At 64.9% G+C, this 23877-nt stretch carries 23 protein-coding genes and 3 pseudogenes; 12 read left to right on the top strand and 14 right to left on the bottom strand.

Going from position 1 to position 23877, the window contains the following annotated elements:
• Positions 1–235: 235 nt before the first annotated feature.
• Complete coding sequence (locus ABZW16_RS12455) at positions 236–409, bottom strand: hypothetical protein (protein WP_354955123.1); 174 nt, start codon at positions 407–409, stop codon at positions 236–238.
• Between the two features lie 211 nt (positions 410–620).
• Positions 621–950, bottom strand: coding sequence for a rhodanese-like domain-containing protein (locus tag ABZW16_RS12460; protein ID WP_354955125.1), 330 nt, complete (start codon positions 948–950; stop codon positions 621–623).
• 91 nt (positions 951–1041) lie between these two features.
• Between ABZW16_RS12460 and ABZW16_RS12465 the strand changes: the two genes are divergently transcribed.
• From ABZW16_RS12465 to ABZW16_RS12475, 3 genes and pseudogenes are all read left to right on the top strand, one after another.
• On the top strand, positions 1042–1521 hold the full coding sequence (locus ABZW16_RS12465) for a MarR family winged helix-turn-helix transcriptional regulator (RefSeq protein WP_354955127.1): 480 nt from the start codon (positions 1042–1044) through the stop codon (positions 1519–1521).
• Between the two features lie 553 nt (positions 1522–2074).
• A pseudogene (locus tag ABZW16_RS12470) lies at positions 2075–4234 on the top strand (MMPL family transporter); the annotation flags it as partial.
• Positions 4235–4478: 244 nt separating this feature from the next.
• The gene (locus ABZW16_RS12475) at positions 4479–5279 is read left to right on the top strand and encodes a class I SAM-dependent methyltransferase (protein ID WP_354955129.1); all 801 of its coding nucleotides are present in this window, start codon (positions 4479–4481) and stop codon (positions 5277–5279) included.
• A gap of 25 nt (positions 5280–5304) precedes the next feature.
• Here ABZW16_RS12475 and ABZW16_RS12480 read toward each other — a convergent pair whose 3' ends face one another.
• Positions 5305–6015, bottom strand: coding sequence for an SDR family NAD(P)-dependent oxidoreductase (locus ABZW16_RS12480; protein WP_354955131.1), 711 nt, complete (start codon positions 6013–6015; stop codon positions 5305–5307).
• Positions 6016–6522: 507 nt separating this feature from the next.
• Here ABZW16_RS12480 and ABZW16_RS12485 point away from each other — a divergent pair.
• On the top strand, positions 6523–6852 hold the full coding sequence (locus ABZW16_RS12485) for a hypothetical protein (RefSeq protein ID WP_354955133.1): 330 nt from the start codon (positions 6523–6525) through the stop codon (positions 6850–6852).
• 452 nt (positions 6853–7304) lie between these two features.
• On the opposite strand, the gene ABZW16_RS12490 is transcribed toward ABZW16_RS12485, so the two are convergent.
• Positions 7305–7571, bottom strand: a complete 267-nt coding sequence (locus ABZW16_RS12490; protein ID WP_354955135.1) for a hypothetical protein — start codon at positions 7569–7571, stop codon at positions 7305–7307.
• A 425-nt stretch (positions 7572–7996) separates the two neighbouring features.
• Here ABZW16_RS12490 and ABZW16_RS12495 point away from each other — a divergent pair, with 425 nt between their 5' ends.
• Positions 7997–8134, top strand: a complete 138-nt coding sequence (locus ABZW16_RS12495; RefSeq protein WP_354955137.1) for a hypothetical protein — start codon at positions 7997–7999, stop codon at positions 8132–8134.
• 344 nt (positions 8135–8478) lie between these two features.
• Here the strand turns inward: ABZW16_RS12495 and ABZW16_RS12500 are convergent, their stop codons facing one another.
• Positions 8479–9537, bottom strand: coding sequence for a tetratricopeptide repeat protein (locus ABZW16_RS12500; protein WP_354955139.1), 1059 nt, complete (start codon positions 9535–9537; stop codon positions 8479–8481).
• A 284-nt stretch (positions 9538–9821) separates the two neighbouring features.
• On the opposite strand from ABZW16_RS12500, the gene ABZW16_RS12505 reads away from it, so the two are divergent.
• Complete coding sequence (locus ABZW16_RS12505) at positions 9822–11144, top strand: family 1 glycosylhydrolase (RefSeq protein ID WP_354955141.1); 1323 nt, start codon at positions 9822–9824, stop codon at positions 11142–11144.
• Between the two features lie 311 nt (positions 11145–11455).
• Here the strand turns inward: ABZW16_RS12505 and ABZW16_RS12510 are convergent.
• The 5 genes and pseudogenes from ABZW16_RS12510 to ABZW16_RS12530 form a co-directional block, all read right to left on the bottom strand.
• Positions 11456–11752, bottom strand: a pseudogene (locus ABZW16_RS12510) (LLM class flavin-dependent oxidoreductase); the annotation flags it as partial.
• Between the two features lie 9 nt (positions 11753–11761).
• The gene (locus tag ABZW16_RS12515) at positions 11762–12637 is read right to left on the bottom strand and encodes an ABC transporter permease (protein ID WP_354955143.1); all 876 of its coding nucleotides are present in this window, start codon (positions 12635–12637) and stop codon (positions 11762–11764) included.
• Complete coding sequence (locus tag ABZW16_RS12520; RefSeq protein WP_354955145.1) at positions 12630–13472, bottom strand: ABC transporter ATP-binding protein; 843 nt, start codon at positions 13470–13472, stop codon at positions 12630–12632. Before ABZW16_RS12520 ends, ABZW16_RS12515 begins: the two co-directional genes overlap by 8 nt.
• Positions 13469–14554: an ABC transporter substrate-binding protein gene (locus ABZW16_RS12525; RefSeq protein WP_354955147.1), complete on the bottom strand. Its 1086-nt coding sequence runs from the start codon at positions 14552–14554 to the stop codon at positions 13469–13471. Before ABZW16_RS12525 ends, ABZW16_RS12520 begins: the two co-directional genes overlap by 4 nt.
• A 302-nt stretch (positions 14555–14856) precedes the next feature.
• Positions 14857–15636 carry an IclR family transcriptional regulator gene (locus ABZW16_RS12530; protein ID WP_354955149.1) on the bottom strand — a complete coding sequence of 260 codons (780 nt, stop codon included), beginning with the start codon at positions 15634–15636 and terminating at the stop codon, positions 14857–14859.
• A 252-nt stretch (positions 15637–15888) separates the two neighbouring features.
• Here ABZW16_RS12530 and ABZW16_RS12535 point away from each other — a divergent pair.
• Positions 15889–16671, top strand: a pseudogene (locus tag ABZW16_RS12535) (FAD-dependent oxidoreductase); the annotation flags it as partial.
• 42 nt (positions 16672–16713) lie between these two features.
• Here the strand turns inward: ABZW16_RS12535 and ABZW16_RS12540 are convergent.
• Positions 16714–17412: a WHG domain-containing protein gene (locus tag ABZW16_RS12540; RefSeq protein ID WP_354955151.1), complete on the bottom strand. Its 699-nt coding sequence runs from the start codon at positions 17410–17412 to the stop codon at positions 16714–16716.
• A 403-nt stretch (positions 17413–17815) separates the two neighbouring features.
• Here ABZW16_RS12540 and ABZW16_RS12545 point away from each other — a divergent pair, with 403 nt between their 5' ends.
• The gene (locus ABZW16_RS12545; RefSeq protein WP_354955153.1) at positions 17816–19543 is read left to right on the top strand and encodes a GMC family oxidoreductase; all 1728 of its coding nucleotides are present in this window, start codon (positions 17816–17818) and stop codon (positions 19541–19543) included.
• A gap of 287 nt (positions 19544–19830) precedes the next feature.
• Here ABZW16_RS12545 and ABZW16_RS12550 read toward each other — a convergent pair whose 3' ends face one another.
• Both ABZW16_RS12550 and ABZW16_RS12555 read right to left on the bottom strand, forming a co-directional pair.
• Positions 19831–20367 (bottom strand): DoxX family protein, encoded by a 537-nt coding sequence (locus tag ABZW16_RS12550; RefSeq protein WP_354955155.1) that lies wholly within the window; start codon positions 20365–20367, stop codon positions 19831–19833.
• 25 nt (positions 20368–20392) lie between these two features.
• Positions 20393–21193, bottom strand: a complete 801-nt coding sequence (locus ABZW16_RS12555) for a class III extradiol ring-cleavage dioxygenase (protein ID WP_354955157.1) — start codon at positions 21191–21193, stop codon at positions 20393–20395.
• A gap of 90 nt (positions 21194–21283) precedes the next feature.
• Here ABZW16_RS12555 and ABZW16_RS12560 point away from each other — a divergent pair, with 90 nt between their 5' ends.
• From ABZW16_RS12560 to ABZW16_RS12575, 4 genes are all read left to right on the top strand, one after another.
• Positions 21284–21733: a MarR family transcriptional regulator gene (locus tag ABZW16_RS12560; protein ID WP_354955159.1), complete on the top strand. Its 450-nt coding sequence runs from the start codon at positions 21284–21286 to the stop codon at positions 21731–21733.
• Positions 21734–21818: 85 nt separating this feature from the next.
• Positions 21819–22508, top strand: a complete 690-nt coding sequence (gene merB, locus ABZW16_RS12565; RefSeq protein ID WP_354955161.1) for an organomercurial lyase — start codon at positions 21819–21821, stop codon at positions 22506–22508.
• 188 nt (positions 22509–22696) lie between these two features.
• Complete coding sequence (locus ABZW16_RS12570) at positions 22697–23176, top strand: hypothetical protein (RefSeq protein WP_354955163.1); 480 nt, start codon at positions 22697–22699, stop codon at positions 23174–23176.
• Between the two features lie 305 nt (positions 23177–23481).
• Positions 23482–23697 carry a hypothetical protein gene (locus ABZW16_RS12575; RefSeq protein WP_354955165.1) on the top strand — a complete coding sequence of 72 codons (216 nt, stop codon included), beginning with the start codon at positions 23482–23484 and terminating at the stop codon, positions 23695–23697.
• Here the strand turns inward: ABZW16_RS12575 and ABZW16_RS12580 are convergent.
• Positions 23694–23877: dihydrofolate reductase family protein (locus tag ABZW16_RS12580; protein ID WP_354955167.1), on the bottom strand; the 184-nt coding region annotated here is incomplete at its 5' end. The two genes, ABZW16_RS12575 and ABZW16_RS12580, sit on opposite strands and share 4 nt — an antisense overlap.

A 23877-nucleotide genomic window follows, 5' to 3' on the forward strand; every position in this document is an offset into this window, starting at 1 on the left:
GTATTGCGGCGCGGTGAGGCAGCGATCTGTGGACAGTCGCCGTCGGGTAGACGCCCCAGTCCGAGGCGACCGGACGAAGGAAAGCGCTGGGCCCCTGACCAATTCGGCGATCACGAGTACCAGCACAATCTGCGGCGCGGACCCAGCTGTGCGGTGAGCGCGCTCGATGTTCACCTCGACGAGCTGCGGACTGCGAACTCCTGCAGGTCGGCGACTGCTTGCCTGCTCGGCAACCTCAGATGCAGATGCTGAAGCTGAAGAAGCCCAGCGGGATGTTGAAACACAAGGCCACCGAACCCACCGGATCGGCAGTCGGCGCGGGTGCTTCCGGTGCGGCCGACGCTACGGGAGCGGCGACGGAGAGAGCGATGGCGATCGCAGCGAACGCCGAAGCAATTCTGGTGGTCATTTCAACCCCTTGCTACTCGACGATGATGAGACCCCGACCAGAAATAGTTACTCTTGAAATCATCCGCCGATCCCTGGGCGACCACAAGCCCGCATCAACTCGTCGGACATGCGTCGGCGTAGCCCGAGCGCCACTGACGGACCGTGTCGACGGCGCTACCAGCCCTGATGCGCGGTCGGGCGGTGCACCGCCCGACCGCGGCCTACCCGACTCAGGACTCCGATTCGACCGGTAGACCCGCCTCGGTCCAGTCCTGGATTCCCGCGCGATAGGCGCGGACGTTCGTGTAGCCGAGCGCGCGCAGTTTCACCGCGACGACCTCGCTGTTCTGGCAGGCGTTATTGGAGCAGTAGGTGACGATCGGTGCGTGCTGGTCCGGAAGCAGCTGGGCGGCCCGGGATTCCACATCGGCTTCCACCAGGGTGAGTGCACCGGGCAGATGCGCCTTCTCGTAATAGCCCGCACCGAGGGTGTCGAGGACCGTTACCGAACCGGCCTCGATCGCGGCCGCCAACTCTTCACGGGCGATGACTGTGGTCATGGGATTCCTTCCTAACGGCGCACGAAAAATTTATGTGCGTGCACACGCTATTATATATGTGCGGGTGCACGCAAGTGGCTAGAATCGGTCCGTGACGCAATCGGAGAAGCAGCACCACGCGGCCAGCAGCGCATGGTCGGCCCTGCTGCGGGTGCACGCAAGCCTGGTCCCACGCCTGGACGCCGAGCTGCGCCGAGACTTCGGACTCCCGCTCGCGTGGTACGACGTACTGCTGGAACTCGACGGCGTCGAACCGCTGCGCATGACCGACCTCGGCGAACGCGTCGTACTCAGCCGCACCCGGGTCAGCAGGCTCGTCACCGAACTGGCGGCCGCGGGTCTGGTTGCGCGTGAAGCAAATCCGGACGACGGCCGATCCGCATTCGTCGCCATCACCGATGCGGGGCGCGAGCGCCTGCATGCGGCAACACCCAGCTACCTTGCGAGCATCCAAGAATGCTTCGCCGACAAGCTCGACCCGAACGAATTGCGTACGCTCGCTGCGACTCTCGGCAAGATCCTGGGCCCGACCGATATCGCGCTCACGCCGCGGCGCCCGCGCAGTTCATAGGCCGCAACACTGCACAGCGTGCAATTCACTTGGTAGACAATCCGATCCGGTCGATGCTGCGGTCAGGCCGCCTAGGCGCGGTATCGGCCGGGCGCGTTTATATCCGTCCAGCCCCGCCGACCGGAACTAGTGCCGCCCCGTCCAGATAGCTCCTGCCGTATCGCCCCTGGGTCCAGGGGGCGCCGAAGGTAGTCGAATGGTGGTCACCCAGGCTGGATTCGACTGCCGGATGACTACGCTCGACGAGCAGCCGACGTGCGTAGCGCAGCAATCTATTCGGACGGGACACTAGGGTTACTTTGTTGTCTGTTGCGCCATTGGTGCCGCACCCCCCGATCCATCGGGGTCATCCGATACACCTTCGCAGTCAATGCAATTCAGGTCACACTGGCACATTCGCGGCATCATTTCTGAAACAATCCCACTTCACATTGGCCTGTACCTTTGATTACAGGCACATCGAGCGTGCACCCCGGAAAGGATGCAGCCCCTTGGCGATCGGCGCGGCAGAGCGAGCAGCACAACAATCTTCCCCGCGGCAAGGAGCCCGCTGATGTTCACGCGCTGGGGGGATCTCGTATACCGGCTGCGCTTCGCCGTCATCGGGATCGTGGTGGGCGCGCTACTGGCACTCGGCGGATACGGCTTCGGCCTGGACGACCATCTCAGCTCCGGCGGCCTGGACGACCCCACTTCGGAATCCGCGCAGGCCGCACGCCTCGCCGACGCCGCCTTCGGACGCAATCACGACTTCGACGTCGTCGTGCTCTACACCGCACCGGATGGCAAGACGGTCGACGATCCGGAATTCAGCCAGCCGATCATCGACAACCTCAATAGCCTGCCGCACAAGTATCCCGACGAGATCACCGGCATCAACGCCTCCTATTGGCGCGTCGAGAACGCCAAGATCAGCGGCGCAAAGGCGGCAACCGAGGACAAGAAGCGCGCCGTGGCCGCCATCGCCATCGCGGGCGATAACGACACCGACTCCGTGCGCAACTTCCGAAAGGTCAAGGACGCCTTCACCATACCCGGTATCGACGTGCAGGTCAGCGGGCTGCAAGCGGTGGCGGGCACACTCAACGACACCATGGCCGACGACGTCCACCGCATGGAAGTCCTCGCCATTCCCGCCGTCGCGGTCCTCCTCTTCTTCATCTTCGGCGGCCTCGTCGCCGCCGCGCTGCCGCTGATGGTCGGCGGGCTCACCGTGATCGGCGCATCGGGCATCATCATGTTCCTGACGCGCTTCACCGAAGTGAATTCATTTGTCTCATCGGTGCTCTCGATGATCGGTCTGGGCCTGGCGATCGACTATGGGCTGTTCATCGTCAGCCGATTCCGCGAGGAGTTGGCCGCAGGCTACGACACCCGCTCGGCAGTGCGCCGCACCGTCATGACCGCGGGCCGCACCGTCGTGTTCTCCGCGACCATGATCATCGCGAGCCTCGGCGGCATGCTGCTGTTCCCCCAGGGCTTTCTCAAATCAATGGCCTACGGCGCCATCGCCACCGTCCTGCTTGCCGCCCTCACTGCCATCACCATCCTGCCCGCGAGCCTGGCCATCCTCGGACCGCGCGTGGATATGCTGGGGTTCAAGCGAATCCGAAGAACCAGGACCGCCGAACAGGTCGAGGACGGTCTGTGGGGCAAGACCACTCGCTGGGTGATGCAGCGCCCACTGACCGTCGCGATTCCGCTGGTCATTGTGCTGTTCCTGCTGATCATCCCGGTCAAAGACCTCATCTTCGGCGGTTTCAGCGAACGATATCTGCCACCGGACAACCCGACTCGCGTCGCACAGCAACAGATCGACACCTACTTCCCGCAGCGCAGATCCGACCCCATCGAACTGGTCTTCGTCGCCGATACCAGCGCTCCGGTCGGCGATGCCTGGCGCGCCGCCGGGCATGCGCCAGGCCTGGCCAGTCCATTCGAAATGCCGTCCAAATCCCTTACCCAGGACAACGTCTACCGCACCAAGGCCACACTGGCGAACTCCAATGAGGCGGGCGAAACCATCGAATACCTGCGCTCGATGGAATTGCCCGAGGGCGTCACCATGCTCGTCGGCGGCATCCCGGCGATGCAGAAGGACAGCATCGACGCACTGCTCTACCGAATCCCGGTGATGATCGCCCTCGTACTGCTGGTGACCACGCTGCTGATGTTCCTCACCTTCGGCTCGCTCGTCCTACCGATCAAGGCCGCGCTCATGAGCGCACTGGGCCTCGGCTCCACCCTCGGCATCCTCACCTGGATCTTCGTCGACGGACACGCCGCGGGGCTATTGAATTTCACGCCACAGCCGATCCAATCCAATGTGCTCGTTCTGATCATCGCGATCATCTACGGCCTGTCCACCGACTACGAGGTCTTCCTGCTCTCCCGCATGGTCGAAGCCAGGGCCAAGGGCGCGACCACCACCGATGCGGTGCACACCGGCACCGCGCACACCGGACGCATCATCACCGCCGCCGCACTCATCCTGCTGGTGGTCACCGGTGCGTTCGCATTCTCCGATCTGGTGATGATGCAGTACATCGCCTACGGCATGATCGCCGCACTGTTCATCGACGCGACCGTACTGCGCATGCTGCTCGTGCCCGCCGTCATGAAACTGCTCGGCGACGACTGCTGGTGGGCACCGGCCTGGATGAAACGTCTCCAGGAGAAAATCGGACTCGGCGAACCTATTCTGGACGATGAACGCCCGGGCACCGAGGACATGCGTCACCTGGTCGAGGCCACGCCGATCACCGACACCGTCCCAGCGAAGCTTCCGGCCGCCACCGCAGGACGGTCGGAGGGTTCCTAGCAGAACCGACTGCACCGCGAAAGGGACGCCACGCGCCGCCTCGGGAGGTACGCTCACCGCCGGAAAGCCCGCGGACCCGATCGCCGGACTTGGCGACCTGGTCAACCACCGGCCATTGGACCGAAGGACGACCGCGATGTGCAGCTACCGCCTCGATGCCGAATACGCCGATCCGACACCGCTGAAGGTGCGCATCGACACGCATGAGCGCTACTCCGAACGGCCCGACGAGCCGGCCGCCGCCGTCCTGGCCGCACTGGCGCTCACCGGCACCGAACAGCTAGCCGATATCGGCTGCGGAGACGCGCGTTTTCTCGCCCAGCTCGCCGCCAGCGGTCACCAGGGTCCCCTCGTCGGCATCGACACCTCCCCCGCCATGGTCGCCGCGGCCGATGCGATACCCGGGGTACGCGGGGTGTTCGGCAGTGCGGAGCGTATCCCGTTCGATGACAACAGTTTCGATGTGGTCACCGCGCGCCACATGCTCTACCACGTGCCCGATCCGACCGCCGCACTCAGGGACTTCCGGCGCATCACCAAACCCGGCGGGTCGGTCAGCGTGGTCGTCAATCATCCCGGAACCTACCCGCACACCAGCGAACTCGTGGCCGCGCATGCCACGACCTACGGCGTGGGCTCCGCGGTCACCATGACCGTTGACTCCGATACGTTGCCGGAGATGATGACCCAGGTCTTCGGCGATGTCCGGATCCACCGGTCCGACAACGCTCTCGTCTTCGATACGCCCGAACCGCTGGTGCGGTTCGCCGAGGCACTGTTCACGTTGTACGGCGTGACACCGAACCACCCACGGCGGCAGGCCATCCTCACCGATCTGCGTGAGGACGTCGAGGACTGGTTCACCCATCATCCGGGACACACGTGGCGCGATCCGAAGGGCTACATAGTCGCAACGGCCGTGGTCGAGCCGGAATAGTCGCGACGCGGCAGCCGGTTTCGCATCACCAGGGCAGTACGCCTTCGGCATCGAAGTAGCCGCCGGTGGGGCCGTCGGGCCCGATCTGCGCCATGCGCACAATGATTTCGGCGCCCTCTTCGACGGTCTGGATGCCGGTATTCACATTCAGATCGGTCTTCGTGAAGCCCGGCTCCACCGCATTGATCCGCATGTTCGGGAATGCCTTCGCGTACTGGACAGTGATCATGTTGACCGCCGTCTTCGACGCGGGATAGGCCACGCCGGGGTAGGCGTACGCCGGGGTGCCCGCAGCGGCGACTCTGGTCAGTGAGGCCAGACCGCTGCTGACGTTCACCACGACCGCGGCGGTGGAACGCTGGAGCAGCGGAAGGAATGCGTGTAGGACGCGCACCGTGCCGAAGACGTTCGTGTCGAATGTCTTTCGCATCAAGTCGGCCGTCACGTCCGCGGCACCGACCACTTCATGGCTCTCACTCATCTCTGCCTGGATGCCCGCGTTGTTTATCAGCACATCCAGCCCACCCTCGGCGGCTATGGTCTCGACCGCGGCCGCCACGGACGCGTCATCGGTGATGTCGAGCTGAACCACCCGCGCGCCCAACTGCTCGGCGGCCCGGCGACCGCGTTCGATGTCGCGGCTGCCGATGTAGACGGTGTGGCCCGCGGTAACGAGTCGGCGGGCGGTCTCGAAGCCGAGACCTTTGTTCGCTCCGGTGATCAATGTTGCTGTCATGCCTTCACGCTAGGTTTTAGAGCGCGCTCGAAGTCAAGGCTTTCCCCTCTGAGCTGTTGGTGATTGTTTGAGTCTTGCGTGGATGTTGGGAGGTGATTTGTGGTGATCGGTTTGTATAAAGATAGCATGCATAGATGCGCATATCTACCTAACATAATGTTTAGAATCCAAATTCGATGGGCCTTGTCCACCCAGCACCCATGTGTCGGATGCGAATCCCGTTGGCCCGCTCCCCCTTCGGATAGTCGCCCCCCTCGCGTCCACGCCCGCTCCCCCGCCTGCTCCAGAAGTCCCCCGCTACATCCACTCCCCCCAACACGGGGGTCCCCGGACTGGTGAGGTCGCGTATTCAACTGTCGCGGGTGGTCGATGCAGCCGGCGGGTGACCGGAACCGCGGGGCGGTGACGTAGCGGATCCAGGCGGCTGCGAGCTTGGTTGTGGTGACGTGGTGGTAGCCGAGAGCATCGGCGACAACCGGGCGGGCAGCGAGTGCAGAGACGACGGGCATGAAGCTTGTCCTCGCATCTGCGGCGCGAGCACCGGTAGTCGGTGGCGACAGCGGCGCGGCGCGGATCGGCTCGCACGCCCCTGGCTCAGTAGGGGCCAGTGGCGAAGAAAACCGCATTCGGTCTGCGGAATTCGAGCGGCAGTTCGTCATCCAACCAGTCCTGCTCGACGCCCCCATCGAGATGTCCGACGCCGTCACCCACGATCACACGCCATCTCAGTGGCTGCAGTTTTGCGATCACCCGACAGGGAAGGCTTCCGGGCACCCCGGTCCGGTGGACTTCGTAACGCACGGCCGTCAGATTACCGAATATCCGCTCGTTTCCTGACCGCCCATAAGTGCGCGATCGTGGCAGGTGCGGCAGACATATCTGTCGATTTTCGAAGTCGACTGCACCGATGTCCGCACTCGTGTGCACAGGTGGGGTCAGCTGGCGGTGGTGCGCGGAGCGTTTGTGGAGTGGCGGCGCCGATCTGGCCGAGGTGTCGAACACCGCAGTGAGATCGGCGCCGTGGCAAGCGCCGAGTTCCGGGCCGAATGGTTCCGTGGCGAACAGGTAGGTGTGGACGTGTCCGTCTGCGGCGGCCCCACGTAGGCACCCGGTGTTGGGTCGACCGGATACCTTGTCGGTCAGGCCTTTCCAGGTGTTATGCGGGTCGCCCCGGCAGTTCGAGGTCGAGTAGCGAGCTGCTAAGGCTCTTGCCGTGGATGTCGAGGTTCAGGGTGCGGTGACGCCACCTTCGAGCGCCTATGGCGAAGATGCTGCGGCGACCTACCTAATTACTTGCCACTCAACAACTGTCGAGCCACTTCCAGATGGTCTGGCACCAAGGGGCGGCTGTCCTGGATTTCCCAGAGGGAGTCCTGCAATACACGCCCCAGCGTCCACGCCTTCGCCCGCTCCCGATCGAGTTCAAGGACGTCGGTCATCGCGTCGAACCGCCATCGCACGTGAAAACCATCCATGATCAGGTGAAACTGCGGCAGATCGGAATGCCGATCTCGCGTACGACGACCGACGCAGGAAACGATCGACGGCATGCTCATCAATCAGATGTTCCAGTCCGCGCGCAGAACCCTCGCCGTCGCCGCCCTCGCCGCTACAACATTGACGGGTGCCCTGGCTATGTGGGGCCCAGGGCTCCCGCAAGCACAGGCAGCCAGGCAATGCAGCATCGACGCGGATGGTAGCCCCGGGACGATGACCTTCACCCTCCATGTCCGGCAGAACACCTGCGACTTCCGCATTCACGCCTACGCCAAATGTGGCGGTCTCAATCCACCGTACAACGGTAACGAAATCCAAGGCACAGGCGACAGCGTGGTTAGTTGCTGGGAAGCTGGCGGCACCGTAGGCCGTCCTTACGGATACTGGTACTTCGACTGGCGCGATGGACAGTGGAGGCGGGTCGGCCTGGGGTAGGCCGTAGGCTCCGGCACGTCGGGTCGTCGAGTCAGCCCTTCGCGGCAGCATGGTGGACATCCCGATCGAGACAACCGCCGTCGACCACATCCGACTCACCGTGACCGACATCGAACGCTCCCGGGCGTTCTACGACGCGATCCTCGGCCGGCCGGTGTATCTGGAGCTGCCCCGCCGACGCGGATGACAGGCTGCGGAGCGGTTGTGGTTCCTGTGGTTCCGGTATCGGAATCGGTTCGGGCGCACCGGCGTTCGGGTCGAACGGTTCGCCGCCGTCACGTACGGCCGCCCGATCGGCAACCGGTGACGTTCGTCGACCACGATCACAGACATGCGGCCGACTGCAGTGGAGGGTCGCTGCCCTGGACGGGCACGACCAGGGCCACGCCGCGGTCCTGGAGAGTATTGGACAGCGCGATCAGGTGCTCGAGGGAGCGGCCGAGTCAGTTGCGCTCGGAAGCGCTGACCACCAGGTCCTATTCGTTGGTCAGTGCGGTCTGTGGTCCGGGCTTCGGCCACGGTCTGGATCTTTCAGCTGAGGTTCTTGTCGGCTGTGTCGGCCTGATGCGACCAGTATTGTGCCTGGTGATCATCGCCGCGGCGTTGGTATCGGGCCGCCAGGTTCCGCATGGCGCGGATATTGCCTACTGCGGCGGATTTGTGTAACCAGGACTCAGCCTCGGCGTCATCACCGTTGCGTTCGGTGAGCAGGACCGCCAGGTTGTTCATGGCACGAGAGTCACCTGCCGTCGCAGACTTGCGATACCAGTATTCGGCCTCGGTGCTGCGCCCTTGCTTGTTGCAGGTGAATGCGTAATCGAACATGGCATCGACATCGCCTGTCTCGGCGGCCTCGCGCCACCAGAATCCGGCCCCCGCGGAGTAGCCCTGCTCAGCGAGGTGATGAGCGAGCGAATCCATGCCGTCGACGCTTCCGGCCACGGCCGCCTTGCGATACCAGTGTTCCGCGGCCGCGTGATCGCCTCGTCGCGCGCAGCAAACACCGATATTGCATTGGAACAGCGGGTCGGACCGGGTCTCCTCGGCGCGGCGGAACCAGATCTCGGCTTCCACGAGGTCGCCGGATCTCGCCAACTGCGCACCCAGACCGTTCATGGCAACCGGATGCCCGGTGTCGGCTGTGCGACGCAGCAGCGCGACGGCCTCCGCCGTATCGCCGAGCATGCTGGCCAGGGCTACCGCCGAATCCGGGTTGCCGGCCTCATCGCCCGTCCGGAACCATCGGGTCGCATCCTCGCGCGCTCCTCGCCGATCCGCCAGCACGCCAAGGTTATGCATGGCAATGGGCGATCCTGCCGCGGCGGCCTTGCGATACCAGTCCTCGGCCGCGGTGTCGTCGCCACGGTCGACCAGAATCTCCGCCAACGAGGCCATCCCGGCCGGGTCACCCTTCTCGGCGGCGAGCCGAAACATATCTTCGGCAAAGCGCCGCTGCCAAGGATGTTTGCTGCGCAACACTGCATGACCGGTAATCACCAAGGCCTCGGGATCATTGGCCAGCTGGCGGCGGAGCATCCGGATAGAGGCGCGTATCGCTCGAAACTTCTTCTGCACCCGGCTCTTCGACATGTCCCCACCGCTTCTTCCGGACCCGATGCCAGGCAGGCCCGAGCCTGCCGAATTTGTACCCGCTCGGCACCCCCGCCGCACTCACCCTGGCGGTGTCCGGATACGTACGTTTTCGATCCACCGTGTGGTGACGCACCCGGCGATTACTACCGGACCCCAACACATTCCGCGTGTAGATGCCTCGCGAAGGTCGACCGACCAGTTACTCTCGTCGCGTGGTCCTGCCCCGCCCCGGCGCGCGCCGGAGGTCCATGAGCCCCGTCACATCAGGAAGCAGGAGTTCGATGCGATCACAGAGTCGTCGCCATATCTTGGCCACCCTGGCGGCCACCACTGCCACGCTCATTGTCGGCGGTGCCGTGCCCGCGGTGGCGAGCCCGGCCCCGCCCACGCAGGTGCAGCCACTCGGCGCAGATTTTCTCTGGGGCGTTGCCGCTTCGGGCTATCAGTCCGAAGGTTATGCGCCCGATAGCAATTGGTCCCGGTATGTGGCCGAGGACAAGACGACCGATCCGTACCTCGAGTCGGTCGACTTCTTCCACCGCTACCGATCCGATATCGACCTGGCCGCGAAGCTCGGCGTCAAGGTCTACCGGATCGGCATCGAATGGGCGCGGGTGCAGCCTCGACCGGGTGCATGGGATGAGGCGGGACTTCGCTTCTACGACAATGTGATCGCCGCGATCACCGCCGCTGGCATGCGGCCGATGCTCACCATTGACCACTGGGTCTACCCGGGTTGGGAGGCCGATCGCGGCGGGTGGTCGAATCCGAATATCGTCGCGGATTGGCTCGCCAACGCCCGCACCGTCGTCGATCGGTACGCCGCGAACAACCCGCTGTGGGTCACGTTCAACGAACCCGCCGCCTACATCATGAACGAGTCCACGCACGGCGGCCTCGACGCCACCGCCATCCCGGCGATGCAGGACCGAATCGCCCAGGCGCACAACGCCATCTACGACTACATCCACGCCGTACAGCCCGGCGCGATGGTCACCAGCAACGTGGCCTACATTCCAGCGGGCGAGGATGTGGTCAATGGTCCGCTCATCGACAAGATCGCCGCGAAGCTCGACTACATCGGCATCGACTACTACTACGGCGCCTCCCCCGGCACCGTCACCCAGCTGAGCCTCAGCGAACTCTGGCAGAACCCACTCGAACCCGAGGGCATTTACTATGCCCTGCAACACTATTCACGCAAGTTCCCGGGTCACCCGCTCTACATTGTCGAAAACGGCATGCCCACTGAGGACGGCGCACCGCGCACCGACGGTTACACCCGCACGGACGACCTCCGCGATACCGTCTACTGGCTGCAGCGCGCGAAGGCCGATGGCATGAACCTGATCGGCTACAACTACTGGAGTCTCACCGACAACTACGAATGGGGTTCCTACACACCGCGTTTCGGCCTGTACACCGTCGACGTCCGGACCGACCCCACGCTCACCCGCAACCCCACCGATGCCGTCCCCGCCTACACCGATATCACCCACAATGGCGGCGTCGCCCCGGACTACCGCCCCACTCGCGACCCCAAACTCTGTTCCTTCGTCGACGCCGCCGCCAGCTGCACCGACCCGGTCACGGTGCCCCGCTAGCCGGAGCACAGACACCGGGGTTCGCAGGCCGTGCACCGAAATCCGGAGACTCGCCCTCGCGGATGATGGCCGCCAGCCGGGCATATCGCATCGAATGTTCGCCCGAGGTCAGCGGGCGATCATTCGATCGCGCGCTGCCTGGACAGCCGAGTGGTCATGCGTCGACTTCGGTCCGCACCCGTGCGAACCGGCTTTCCACCGGAGCCAGCCCGTAGTGTCCGCGCAGGGTCGTCGCGGTGTAGTCGGTGCGGAACAGGCCGCGTTCCTGCCGGATCGGGACCATTCGGTCCACGAAGACCTCGAGCCCGCCTGGCAGATACGCCCGCATCCGGATCGAGCACGATCGCCGAGGACTCCCAGCTGTCCCACAGCTGCACGGTGACATCCACGAACCCTTGCGCCCGCTCGTAGCGCCTGGCGTGCTCCGGAATGGCGTCGAAACCGAAGTTGAACGCCTCCTGTTCATTGGCCGAGGTGACGATGTTCCACCCGGCCCGCCCACTGCTGATGTGGTCGAGCGAGGCGAATTTGCGTGCCACGCGTTCCTCGGTCCGTGGATGGCGCCAGGCCGCCTCGTGATGGTGGAATTGCTTGCGAGGTAGAGGCATAGGAGGTACTTAACGGGATGGTTCGGCGCGCCAGCGCGATAGGCGGCGTTCGAGGGCGACCAGTACGCCATTGAAGGTCAACCCCAACAGGGAATTCGCGAGGATGCCCGCATACATATTGGGAATCTGGAAGTTCTGCTGGGCCGCGGTGATCAAGTAGCCGAGTCCGGCGCGCGCACCGACCATTTCGGCGGCAATGAGCACCAGGATCGAGGAGGCGGCCGCCATTCGCACACCGGTGAATATCGATGGCAGAGCGGCGGGCAGAATCACCTTCTGGAACAGCCTGATCGGCGAGAAGCCGAGTGAGACAGCCGATTTGATCAGCAGCGGGTCCACCGTGCGCACGCCCGTGATGGTGTTCAGCAGGATCGGGAAGAAGCTCGCATACACCACCAGCGCGATCTTGGACGTCTCGCCGATCCCCAGAATCAGGATGAACACCGGCAACAGCGCCAATGCCGCAGTGTTGCGGAACAGTTCCAGGATCGGGTTGAGGAAATCCGCCACCGGCTTGTACCAGGCGATGGCGACACCGACCGGAATGGCGACCGCCAGTGCGAGGGAGAATCCGGTCGCTGAGCGGGTCAGGCTGGTCGAGACGTGCTCCCACATTTCGCCGCTCTGTACCAGGTCGACAAAGGCCTGCGCGACCGTCGAGAACGGCGGCAGGAAGACCTCGTCCACGAGCCCGAGCCGCGGTGCCGCCTCCCAGACCGCGACGAGCAGGCCAATAGCGAAGGTGGGCTTGAAGATTCGCCACGCCAGCAGCGCCAACGCGCGCAGCAGCCGCAGCGCACCGATCTCCTTCGGCGCGGTGGATTCGGCCCGGCTCTGTACTTTGACCGGCCGGGACTTCTCGATGATCTGTACTGCGCTAGACATGAACCGGCTTCCTTTCGGTATTCGTGGCCGCGGACAGCGATTCCCGCTCGAGTCCCTGTGCCCGGGTGACCTCGCTCTGCAACTGCGACCAGATCTGATGCCGGGCTTCCCGGAAGCGTTCGCTCGACCGCACATCCACACCGGAATCACGGTCGATGTCGATATCGATAACGGCCTTGACCCGCCCCGGCCGCGAGGTCAGCACGGCAACGCGCTGGCCGAGGTAGACGGCCTCATCGATGCCGTGGGTGATGAACAGGATGGTCTTCCCGGTCGCCCGCCAGATCCGTAACAGCTCCTCCTGCAACGACTCCCGGGTCTGGGCGTCGAGCGCGGCGAACGGCTCGTCCATCAACAGCACCTCCGGATCGAAGGCGAGGCCGCGGGCAATGGCGACGCGCTGCTTCATCCCACCGGACAGCTCATGCGGATACCGATCGCCGAATCCGTCGAGTCCGACCAACTCCAGATACTCCGCCGCGATCTTCCGGCGGTCCCGGCGCCGGACGCCCTTGGCCTCCAAGCCGAATTCGATATTGGCCCGGGCGGTGCGCCATGGCAGCAGCGCATACTGCTGGAATACGATGCCGCGGTCCAGTCCCGGACCGCTGATCGGCTTGCCGTCCAACAGGATCCGCCCCGCGGTCGGCTTGCTCAGCCCACCGAGCAGATCCAGCAGCGTCGACTTTCCGGAACCGCTGGGGCCGACCAGCACCAGGAATTCGCCGTTACGCAGTTCCAGCGAAATATCCTCGATCGCGGTGAACTCCGCGTTGGCGCCCCGGACCGGGAACTGTTTGCGCACTCCGGTGAGTGCGAGTTTCACCTGACTCATTTCGCCGCGACCACCTCTCCGGTCGGCCCGGTGGTCGGGCCGTACGTGCCATTGGCGTAGGGGTTGTCCTTATTCGTGAACAGATCCTTCGCGGACAGTTTGCCTGCGGGCAGATCACCATTGCGAACCAGCCAATCGATCCAGATCTGCAGTTCCTTCTCTGCGATCACGGCACCGGGCACCGGAATGCCCGGACTCCGCCAGAATTTCAGCAGGTCGGTGTTCTCATTGCGCCCGCGCCTATTGATGATCGAAACGAAGCGCGCCACCACCTCGTCGCGCGGTGTCACCTGGAGCCAGCGCGTCGCTCGTGCGGTGCCCTGTACGAAGTCCTTGACGGCCTCCGGATTCTGGGCGATGTAGGCCTTGCGGAAAACGTAGGTGCCATAGTCGAATTGACCGAACAGGGCCTTGTCGGTATAGAGCGGGTGGATACCGCCGCGCCCTTCCGCGCTCTCCCGGAAGACGCCGCCGAGAGTGCCGACATCGATCTGGCCCTTGCGCAGGGCGTCCTCGGTATTGGCGGGTGGTACCACGATCAGCTCGACCTTTTTGATCTCTTGATCGGTCAGTCCCTGCTGGTGCAGCCATTCCCGGGTGATGAATTCATGGTGTGCGCCAAGGGTATTGACGCCGACCTTCTTGCCGATCAGATCCCGGGCCGAGGTGATCCCGGAATCATCGCGGACGAAATAGCCGGTGAACGACTGCTCATCGGCGCCATAGGAGCTCAGTACCGAGGTGACCGCCGCGCCGCCCGCGACCAACTTGACGACCGCGCCGTTGAACGCGCTGCCGAATTCGATCTGGCGGGTCGCGGCGGCTTGGATATTTGCCGGGCCGCTGGTGGTGTCGCCCTCCCAGTGCAATGCGATCTTGGAGAAGTAGCCGAGGTCGTCGGCCAGCTCGTAGGCCGAGACCTGGCCGGTCGCGCCCTGGTAGCGCAGCACGGCCTTGCCGTCGGCATTGGTGCCCGGCGCCGACTTTCCGCAGCCGGTGAGCATCGCGAGTGCGGCGGGAATGGTGAGTGCGGCGGCCAGCGCACGGACGAGCCGTGGCCTGGTTTTCTGGAACAACGTCATGGGAGTTCTTTCACCGAATACGCCCTACCGCGCGGCGGCAGCGGTCACACCGCGACGGCAGCTGAGCGCGAGAATTACCTGATTGTCGAATGCGGCTACCGTTCTTCGGCGACCGCGGATTCAGGCGCGACAGACTCCGTGTGGGAGGCGCATGAGATCCACCGTGCGACGGCGGATCAGCGCAATGGATTCAACCATCTCAACGACCTTCGTGGATTGGGTACAAGCGGCGACCCCGCGGCTGTGTGTCCATGGTGGGGTCGACCCTGCCGGGCGACAATGGCGATTTCACATTGTGAAAATCACCGTGAGTACAACTCGACCGGCGCATCGGTAATGACGGTGGTCGAATCGAACAGTGGAGCGATCCGCACCGCGATCTGGCGCATCGCTGGCACGATACCCCGCACCAATTCCGCATTGAGACGTACCGAACGAGCCTGCACGCCGAGCGCTCCCCGGACCTGCTTGTCCGGACCGAGGATCGGCACCGCCACCGAGCGCACCGGATCCTCGCGCTCGATGATCTCCTCGGCGAAACCGCTGCGACGCACGCGATCCAGATCCGGGGGCGGCAGCGGTGTCGGCTGCCGGGCCGGCCCGTCGGCAGGGGCTCGCACCGGCGCGAACGCCAGCAGCGCGTGCCCGACCGCGCTGGATCGCAAGGGCTGGCGGGCACGCGGCAGTTGGTTGGGGCAGAAGTACACCGGCGGCCGGGCCTGGAAGACGGTGACCGCGTCCCGGTCATCGGCAATGCTCAGACTGACGGTTATCTTGATGCCCGCGGCCAGCGCATACAGATGCGGTGCGGCCGCGTCGATACCCAATCGCGACAGTGCTGGCCGAGCCAGTGCGGCGAGCCCCTGGCCGATGCGGTAGCGATCGGTCGCCGGATCCTGCTCCAGCAGCCGGCCCCGGACCAGCGCCTGGGCCAGCCGATAGGTGGTGCTGACCGGCAGGCCCGCGCGATGGGCCAGTTCACTCACCGACAGTTCCGGATCATCGCCCTCGAAGCAGTTCAGGACATGGATCGCGCGGTCGACCGCTTGGGCACCCGAACGGGGTTGATCGGCGGCAGTCATGGTTCCTCCTGATATTTCTACCGATCCGGATGTGGCCAGAACTATCGCCGGGCGCGTCGGGTGCGGCAATGGTTCTGCGCCCGCTGCGCGGATTTCTCGCGCATCGATGATCCGAGCGTCAAATCGCGCTGATTCGAAAGGTTTTGCGAAGGCGATGACCCTCGTAGATTTCGAATTCCCTGCGCTGACCCCGCATTCCGCTGATGATTGCCCATTCTTCGGCCGCAATCCCGACGCCTCAGGAGCAGACGCATCAGTGAACTCTGGCAGACCGACACCGACGTCCTGGTGATCGGTGGCGGTCCGGCCGCGACATGGGCGGCCATCCACGCGCGCGAGGCCGGGGCCGGGGTGACCCTGGTCGATAAGGGCTACTGCGGAACCAGTGGCGCCACAGCGCCTTCCGGCACCGGTGTCTGGTACGTCGCCCCGGAGGCCACGGCGCGGGCGAATGCGAAGGCGAGTCGAGAGGCGCTCGGCGGCCATCTCGCCGACCACTATTGGCTGGACCGGGTTCTCGATCAGACCTATACGAATATGAATCGCCTTGCGGTGGAGGGCAAGTACCCGTCACAGATGCGGCTAGGGCAGCCGAACTTCTTCCTGCAGTTCGATCGGCGCGGTATCAACCCGTTCACCGACCGTTTCGAGGTCGACCTGCTCGCCGAGGGCACGTTGCGCGGCACCGGTGGCATCGATATCGTCGACGACGACTGCGCGACTACGGTGTCCGGCCTGTTCGCCGCGGGTGACGCGGCGACCAGGGAACGGATCTGCGGTGGTTTCACCGGTGGTGGCAGCCACAATTCGGCGTGGGCGATGTCATCGGGGAGTTGGGCGGGTGCGGGCGCGGCGCGGTACGCGATCGCCTCGACGCGGCCCGATGGCGCGACCTTGCGCGGCGCGGGACGGGTCGGACTGCGACCGACAGGCTCGGCCACGCTCTCGGCCGCCGAGGTCGTCGACGCCGCGCAGCATGAGCTGATTCCGTTCCAGAAGAACTACTTACGCCACGGCGATCGACTGCGGCCCGCACGGCGCGCCGCCGCCTCGCCTCATCACCTGAACGCGACGCGGTCAGCCGTGGTAGCCGAGTTGTTCGAGCAGGCCCTCCAGTTGGAGCTCGAACAGTTCGGCGCGATCGGCAAAGCTATCGGTGCCGTACTGGTCGAAGACGTCGAAGCTCACGGCACCGAAGAGTCCGGTCCACATGGTGACGCCGCGGGCGATGAGCCAGTCCGGGACGTCGTGACCGAAGACGGCTCTGATGATCGCGAAATTGCCTGCGAGCGCCGATGATATCGGCCGCTCCCGTGCCGGAGCGGTGAGCACACCCGCGTGGTAGGCGCGGGCGAACAGGTTCTGCATGGTGGTGATCACCCGGGTGCCGGGGACGGTGGTCTGTTCCGCCGGGGCGTCGTAGCCCGGGACCGGTGTGCCGAACAACAGCCCATAGCGGGCGGGTTCGGCCAGCGCCCAGGCACGCACGGTGCGGCCGACGATGCGCAGCCCCTCGATCGGATCGTCGGAGGCATCGGCCAGCGCCGCGTCCACCGCGTCACCGAGTGCGTTGTAGCCATCGATCACGAGCAGGGTCAGCAGCTCATCGCGGCTGCGCACGTAGCGATAGACCGCCGAGGAGACGACACCGAGATCGCGGGCGACGGCGCGAAGTGACAGTGCGGCCGCGCCATCGGTGGCCAGATGTTCGCGTCCGATCCGGACGATATCGTTCATGGTCTGGGCCCTGGCACGGGCCCGTGGTGTCGTCGCCATACGCATCACCATGCGCGCCGGTGAGAGCAATGTCAACTAATGCGAGCACCGCTCTTTACCTCGGGGTGCGGTGGCAACATGCTCGCCTCCCCCGCACTGACGATTTCGGCAAGCCCGAGGTCCGGACCCAGCTGCTGCACACCCGCGAGGCTCATGCTGTCGTGCGCGCTGCCGCATCGGACTTCCTCGACCCATTTCGAGATGAGCTACCGGGTCACCCGCCCGTTCGTACTGGACTCCACCGCCAGCGAACAGCGCCTCGGCCCGCACCCGACACCCATCGACCAGGCCATCGCGGCCACCGTCGCTTGGTGAAATCCCAGCTCTGAACCCTCGAGCGAGGCTTAGCTACTCGGTAGTAGTGTTACCGGTGTCACTGGCGACACAGATCGAGGAGCACCACATGGACCAGCGGGCGACGGATTTCGACGTACTCGTCGTCGGTTCAGGATTCGGCGGCAGCGTTACGGCACTGCGGCTGACCGAGAAGGGCTACCGGGTCGGGGTGCTCGAGGCGGGTCGTCGCTATTCCGATGACGAACTCCCTGAAACCAGCTGGGACCTGCGCAAATTCCTCTGGGCACCCAAGCTCGGCTGCTACGGTATCCAGCGCATCCACCCGCTGCGCAATGTGCTGATCCTCGGCGGCGCCGGTGTCGGCGGCGGTTCACTCAACTACGCGAATACTCTCTACATGCCGCCGGAGCCGTTCTTCCAGGACCAGCAGTGGCGCGATATCACCGACTGGCGCGCGGAACTCACGCCGTACTACGAGCGCGCGAGGAAGATGCTCGGCGTGGTGCAGAACCCGCATCTGACACCCGCGGACGAAGTGTTCAAGAAAGTCGCCGATGATATGGGCGTCGGCGACACCTTCGTACAGACCCCGGTCGGTGTCTTCTTCGGCGAACCGGGAAAAACGGTGGCGGATCCGTACTTCGGCGGCGTCGGACCCGACCGCACCGGCTGCCTCGAATGCGGTGAATGTATGACCGGTTGCCGTCACGGCGCGAAGAACACCCTGGTCAAGAACTACCTGTACCTCGCGGAAAAGGCTGGCGCACAGGTGATCCCGATGACAACGGTGACCTCGCTCCGCCCACTGCCCGATGGCACCTGGGACGTCTCGACCGAACGCACCGGCGCGTGGGTGCGCAAGCGCCCGCACACCTACACCGCGGGCCAGGTCGTACTCGCCGCGGGCACCCTCGGCACGCAGAAGCTGTTGCACGCCATGCGCGATAGGGGCGTACTCCCCGAATTGTCCAACCGGCTGGGCGAACTCACCCGCACCAACTCCGAATCCATTGTGGGCGCGGCCACCCGCAAGGTGAATCCGGATGTCGACTTCACCCGGGGCGTCGCGATCACCTCATCGATCCACCCGACCGCCGACACCCATATCGAACCCGTTCGCTACGGCAAGGGCTCGAATGCGATGGGGCTGTTGCAGACTCTCATGGTCGATGGCGGCGGCAGAATACCGCGCTGGCTGCGCTTCCTCGGCCAGGTCGTGCGAAACCCGTTCACCCTCCTCACTTTCCTGAGCGTGAAGAACTGGAGCGAACGCACCATCATTTCCCTGGTGATGCAGCACCTCGACAACTCCATCACCACCTATACCAAGCGCACCCTCTTCGGCCGCAAACTCACCAGCAAACAGGGCCACGGTGAACCGAATCCGACCTGGATTCCGGCGGGCAACGAGGTGACCCGCAAGGTCGCCGACGAAATCGGCGGTGTCGCAGGCGGCAGCTGGGGCGAAGTCTTCAATATCCCCCTCACCGCCCATTTCCTCGGCGGCGCCCCCATCGGCGCGGACCGCAACTCCGGCGTAATCGACGCCTACCACAGAGTTTTCGGCTACCCGACACTCAGCATCGTCGACGGCGCCGCCGTCTCCGCCAACCTAGGCGTCAACCCCTCCCTGACCATCACCGCCCAGGCCGAACGCTCCGCCGCCTACTGGCCCAACAAGGGCGAACAAGATCACCGCCCCCCACAAGACGTCGCCTACCACCAGATCCACCCCATCGCCCCCAACAACCCCGTCGTCCCCGCAGACGCACCAACCGCCCTCACCCTCCCAATCGTCGAAATCCGTACCAAAACAGCTGACATCGCCCCCTGACCGTCGACCTCCCGAAGCACCCCCGAACCTCACAGCACCGCTGCCAACACCAGGCGTCGCCCCGTCGCCCCCTACGCACAACTCCCCCCACTAGAACTTGGACAAACGCTCACCATGCGCTCGTGCAGGTAAACGTCGAGAACGCACCTGCACCAGCGCATTCTCGATGACTATCCGGCGTGTTCGGGTGGGATGCGAAAGACCCGCCCGGCGATGTTGCCGGGCGGGTCGGGGTGCGTCAGGGGGCGGGCGGAGCCTGGGGAGATAGTGCAGTTTCGGGGGATGGGTTAGTTGCGGATGAGGAGGATCGCGCCTGCGGTGACCAGGGCCAGCACGATGGCGGCGAAGCCGACGATGAGGCGGTGGGTGCGCAGGGCGGGGATGAACCGGTCGAAGGCGTAGCGGCCGGGGCCGGTCAGGGACAGGGAGGCGGCGGCGAGGGTGAGGATCAGTTCGTATTCGATCCCCTTGGGGGCGAAGAAGTTGCCGCTCCATTTGACGGCGATGGCGTTGAGGAGGGTGCCGACCAGCGCTGCGGCGGCGAGGGGGGTGAGTAGGCCGATGGCCAGGGCGAGGCCGCCGAGTGTTTCGGTGAGTCCGGCGACGGCGGCCATTGTTTTGCCCGCGGGGTAGCCGCTCATTTCGAAGAACTTGCCGGTTCCGGTGAGGCCACCGCCGTTGAACCAGCCGAACAGTTTCTGGGCGCCGTGGGCGGCCATGGTGAGGCCGACAGCCAGGCGCAGCACCAGCAGGCCGAGGTCGTAAGTCTGTGTGGGGGTTGCGGTTTCGGAGGTCGGTGCGGGGGCGGTGAGCGTTGCGGTCATCTGGATGCCTTTCGTCAGGGGTGGATCAGCCGAACTGGATGGAGCGCCGGGCCATGCCCAGCCAGAACCCATCGATCACGGTGCGTTGGTCGGCCAGATCGTCCGCGCCCGCGCCGAGGGCGACGAACAGCGGTGCGAAATGGTCGGTGCGCGGATGCGCGAGATGTGCCGCGGGGGCCTTGTTTTCGAAGTCGAGCAGGGCGTCGAGATCATGGGCGGCGAGGGTTTCCCGGCCCCAGTCGTCGAATTCGGCGGTGAAGCTGTGGACGTGCTCGTCATCGGCGGTGATGGCACGCAGGTTGTGGGTGAAGAAGCCGCTGCCGATGATCAGCACACCCTCGGCGCGCAGCGGCGCGAGTTTGCGGCCGATCGCCAGCAGCCGTTGCGGGTCCAGCGTTGGCATCGACAGTTGCAGCACCGGAATATCGGCATCCGGATACATCTCCTTCAGCGGCACATAGGCGCCGTGGTCCAGCCCGCGATCCGGGACATCGACCATGCCGCCGCTGAGCAGTTTGCGCACCTTGTCCGCCAGTTCCGGCGCCCCGGGCGCGGCGTATTGCACCCGGTAGTAGCGCTCCGGAAAGCCGCCGAAGTCGTAGACCAGCGGCACCGTGGTGGTCGCGCCGAGCGCGATCGGCGCGGCCTCCCAATGTGCGGAGATCATCAGAATCGCCGTGGGCCGGGGCAATTCGTGCGACCACGCGGCCAACTCCCCGGGCCACCGCGGGTGGTCGGCCAATGGCGGCGCACCGTGCGAGAGGTAGAGCACCGGCATCTGCCCGGACTCACCGCTCATCGAATCGCGACGCGAAACTGCACTCATCACTGCTCTCCATCCAAGTAGTTCAAATTTGAACTCCACGCGACTATAGCCTGTTGTTCAAATTTGAACAACAGGAGTAGGGTGGGTGCCGTGGCTGATCCGAAATGGCTCAATGATCGGGAGATGGGCGCCTGGCAGGGCTTCCTTGCGGCCTGGGCACTCGTCGGCCGTCAGGTCGAACAGCACCTCAAACAGGAGGGGCTTTCGCACACCCAGTACGAAGTCCTGGTCCGCCTCGCCGCCGCCCCGGACGGCCAACTGCGGATGACCGAACTCGCTGATGCGCTCTACACCTCGAAAAGCGGCCTGAACTACCAGGTTACGCAGCTGGAGAAGTCCGGCTTGGTTCGCCGCGAGGCCTGTCCGACCGATATCCGCGGTGTCACCGCCGTTCTCACCACGGACGGCCGTCACCGTCTCGAGCAGATCGCTCCCGGCCATGTCGAAACGGTCCGTCGCGTGCTCATCGATGTGCTGAGCCCCGAACAGCAGGAGGCCATAGCCACTGGACTCGGCGAGGTAGCGCGCCGACTCGGGTAGGTCGCGCCCGCCGCACCAGCGTTCAAGACTTCCGATCCGCCGGGGCCGAGGCCGGGACACCGCACTTGTGTCAGGAGGTTGAGCAATGAACGATCCTTCCGCGATGCAGCGGGAACAGGTCCGCGTGGCGGTGTACGCCCACTTCGCCCGCACCGGAACCGCCCCTGCCCCAGCGGATCTCGCAGCCGAGACCGGACTCGCGCACCCCGAGGTTCGCGACGCGCTCGCAGCGCTGCACGAACACCGCGATCTGGTCCTCGACAAACAGGACCGTGACCGGATCCTCATGGCGCACCCCTTCGCCGCCATCCCGCTCGGCTTCTCGGTAATGGGCACCGGCACGCTGTGGTGGGGCGGTTGCGCATGGGATTCCTTCGCCATCCCACACCTGCTCCACGACGAGCCGGACGTGCTGGTCGCCACGCGCTGCCCGGCCTGCGACACCCCGCACGCCTGGGTGGTTGGCCGCGCGGCTCCGCCCGCGGGTGATCAGGTGGCCCACTTCCTCACCCCGGTCCCCCGCATCTGGGACGACGTAGTGCACAGCTGCGCCAACCAGCGCCTGTTCTGCTCGACCGACTGCGTCGACACCTGGCTCGAGAACACCGGGCAGACACCGGGTTACGTCATGGACCTGGCCACGCTGTGGCGGCTGGCCAGCGACTGGTACGCCGGGCGCATGGAATCCGGGTACACCCGGCGCGATCCGGCCTCGGCCACGGCCTATTTCGCCCAGGTGGGACTGCACGGGCAGTTCTGGGGTCTACCCGGATGATTCCGGCGCCGGTGTCCTACCAAAGGAGGACACCGGCCGCGACCATAGGCCGATGTCACCGGCCCTGCGAACCCCGCAGAATCGGGGCCGTAAGAAATCTGTTGGGAAACTCTAAGCGCCAACAGATTTGATGCCCAGGTAGGGATGTGACGCTGATGGTCGCAGGTTGACCCAGAACGGAGAAGACAGTGCCCACGACGTTTCCGAGTTCCGTCACCGAGGCCACTTCGGATACGGTTCAGGACTGCCGCCGACGTGGGTGGACCGTCGCCGAAACGGTCAATGGTGTCTGCCTGATCACCGACGAGCAGATATCGGCCATCGAACTCACCGGCACACTGGCCGCCACCGTGCGCCGGTTCCTGCGGGCGAACAATCTGTCCGGTCCGGTGATCGAGATTCCGGGCGCGCAGCGCCGCGAGATCCATCTGGTCGTCGGCGCCGCCAAGGCCGCGGAGGCGATCGGCGCATTGCGCGCGGTCGGCGCGATCGTGCACACCGGCGGTGCGAGCATCCCGTTGCCGCCGACCCGGCTCTCGGCCGGTGCGGCCTGCTGGGGAATCTCCCCGGCCGAGGCCCGCTGGGTGCCGCCGGTCGTCGCCATCGCCGCCGCCGTGCGCGCCGCCGAAACCGGCCGCAAGCCGCACCTCGACGGCGTGGCCTGCTGAGATCTCGATCCGAGCCGTCGGAAATTGGCTCACGGACAACGACCTTGCGCTGCAGGCGTCGCATCCATATCGGCGATCCGGCGCGCGGTCACGACCGACTTGTTCACGGCATGTGGGGTCCAGTTGAACGGAAACTGGCGTTAGCGTCTGTTGGTGACCGAATTACGCTGCTGTGGAGGTCTTTTCCGCGGTATTGAGTGGGTGCGTGTTACGGCGGTGACGTGGTGATGCCCTGAGGGCTGTTCCTCGGGGCATCACGCTGGTCATCGGGGACCGAGTTCGAGTTCGGTGATCAGGTCGCGGATGTGGGCTTCCGAGGAGATCCAGCCCAGCTGGGTATCGCGACTGGCCACAACCAGCGGATCCCGCTGTTGCTGGCCTGGGTCTCGTTCATGACCTACGACAGCATCCGCGACCCCATCAACCCGCCCGCCATCAAGCTTCTCCCCGAATTCCGTCGAAACGGGGGACGCTACTTCGACACCGACGAACGCGACTTCGTCGCCGTCTACATCCGTTAGCCTTGCACGAATTCGTAGGTGTAGAACAGCAGGCCGTCACCCATCTTTCGTGTGTTGACCAGGTGCAGCGGCTTCTTGTCGCTGGTCTCGTCGAAGAAACGCAGGCCGGATCCCAGCACGACCGGGAAAACTACCATCCGCAGTTCGTCGAGCAGGTTGTGTTCTATCAGTGTGCGCGCG

The sequence above is a fragment of the Nocardia sp. NPDC004604 genome (assembly GCF_040609795.1).
In the GTDB taxonomy this organism is placed as follows: domain Bacteria; phylum Actinomycetota; class Actinomycetes; order Mycobacteriales; family Mycobacteriaceae; genus Nocardia.

Coding starts and splice junctions, on each gene's coding strand:
- ABZW16_RS12455 (WP_354955123.1), bottom strand. CDS start 409: ATGACCACCAGAATTGCTTCGGCGTTCGCTGCGATCGCCATCGCTCTC.
- ABZW16_RS12460 (WP_354955125.1), bottom strand. CDS start 950: ATGACCACAGTCATCGCCCGTGAAGAGTTGGCGGCCGCGATCGAGGCC.
- ABZW16_RS12475 (WP_354955129.1), top strand. CDS start 4,479: ATGTGCAGCTACCGCCTCGATGCCGAATACGCCGATCCGACACCGCTG.
- ABZW16_RS12480 (WP_354955131.1), bottom strand. CDS start 6,015: ATGACAGCAACATTGATCACCGGAGCGAACAAAGGTCTCGGCTTCGAG.
- ABZW16_RS12485 (WP_354955133.1), top strand. CDS start 6,523: ATGAAGCTTGTCCTCGCATCTGCGGCGCGAGCACCGGTAGTCGGTGGC.
- ABZW16_RS12490 (WP_354955135.1), bottom strand. CDS start 7,571: ATGAGCATGCCGTCGATCGTTTCCTGCGTCGGTCGTCGTACGCGAGAT.
- ABZW16_RS12495 (WP_354955137.1), top strand. CDS start 7,997: ATGGTGGACATCCCGATCGAGACAACCGCCGTCGACCACATCCGACTC.
- ABZW16_RS12500 (WP_354955139.1), bottom strand. CDS start 9,537: ATGTCGAAGAGCCGGGTGCAGAAGAAGTTTCGAGCGATACGCGCCTCT.
- ABZW16_RS12505 (WP_354955141.1), top strand. CDS start 9,822: ATGCGATCACAGAGTCGTCGCCATATCTTGGCCACCCTGGCGGCCACC.
- ABZW16_RS12515 (WP_354955143.1), bottom strand. CDS start 12,637: ATGTCTAGCGCAGTACAGATCATCGAGAAGTCCCGGCCGGTCAAAGTA.
- ABZW16_RS12520 (WP_354955145.1), bottom strand. CDS start 13,472: ATGAGTCAGGTGAAACTCGCACTCACCGGAGTGCGCAAACAGTTCCCG.
- ABZW16_RS12525 (WP_354955147.1), bottom strand. CDS start 14,554: ATGACGTTGTTCCAGAAAACCAGGCCACGGCTCGTCCGTGCGCTGGCC.
- ABZW16_RS12530 (WP_354955149.1), bottom strand. CDS start 15,636: ATGACTGCCGCCGATCAACCCCGTTCGGGTGCCCAAGCGGTCGACCGC.
- ABZW16_RS12540 (WP_354955151.1), bottom strand. CDS start 17,412: ATGGCGACGACACCACGGGCCCGTGCCAGGGCCCAGACCATGAACGAT.
- ABZW16_RS12545 (WP_354955153.1), top strand. CDS start 17,816: ATGGACCAGCGGGCGACGGATTTCGACGTACTCGTCGTCGGTTCAGGA.
- ABZW16_RS12550 (WP_354955155.1), bottom strand. CDS start 20,367: ATGACCGCAACGCTCACCGCCCCCGCACCGACCTCCGAAACCGCAACC.
- ABZW16_RS12555 (WP_354955157.1), bottom strand. CDS start 21,193: ATGAGTGCAGTTTCGCGTCGCGATTCGATGAGCGGTGAGTCCGGGCAG.
- merB (WP_354955161.1), top strand. CDS start 21,819: ATGAACGATCCTTCCGCGATGCAGCGGGAACAGGTCCGCGTGGCGGTG.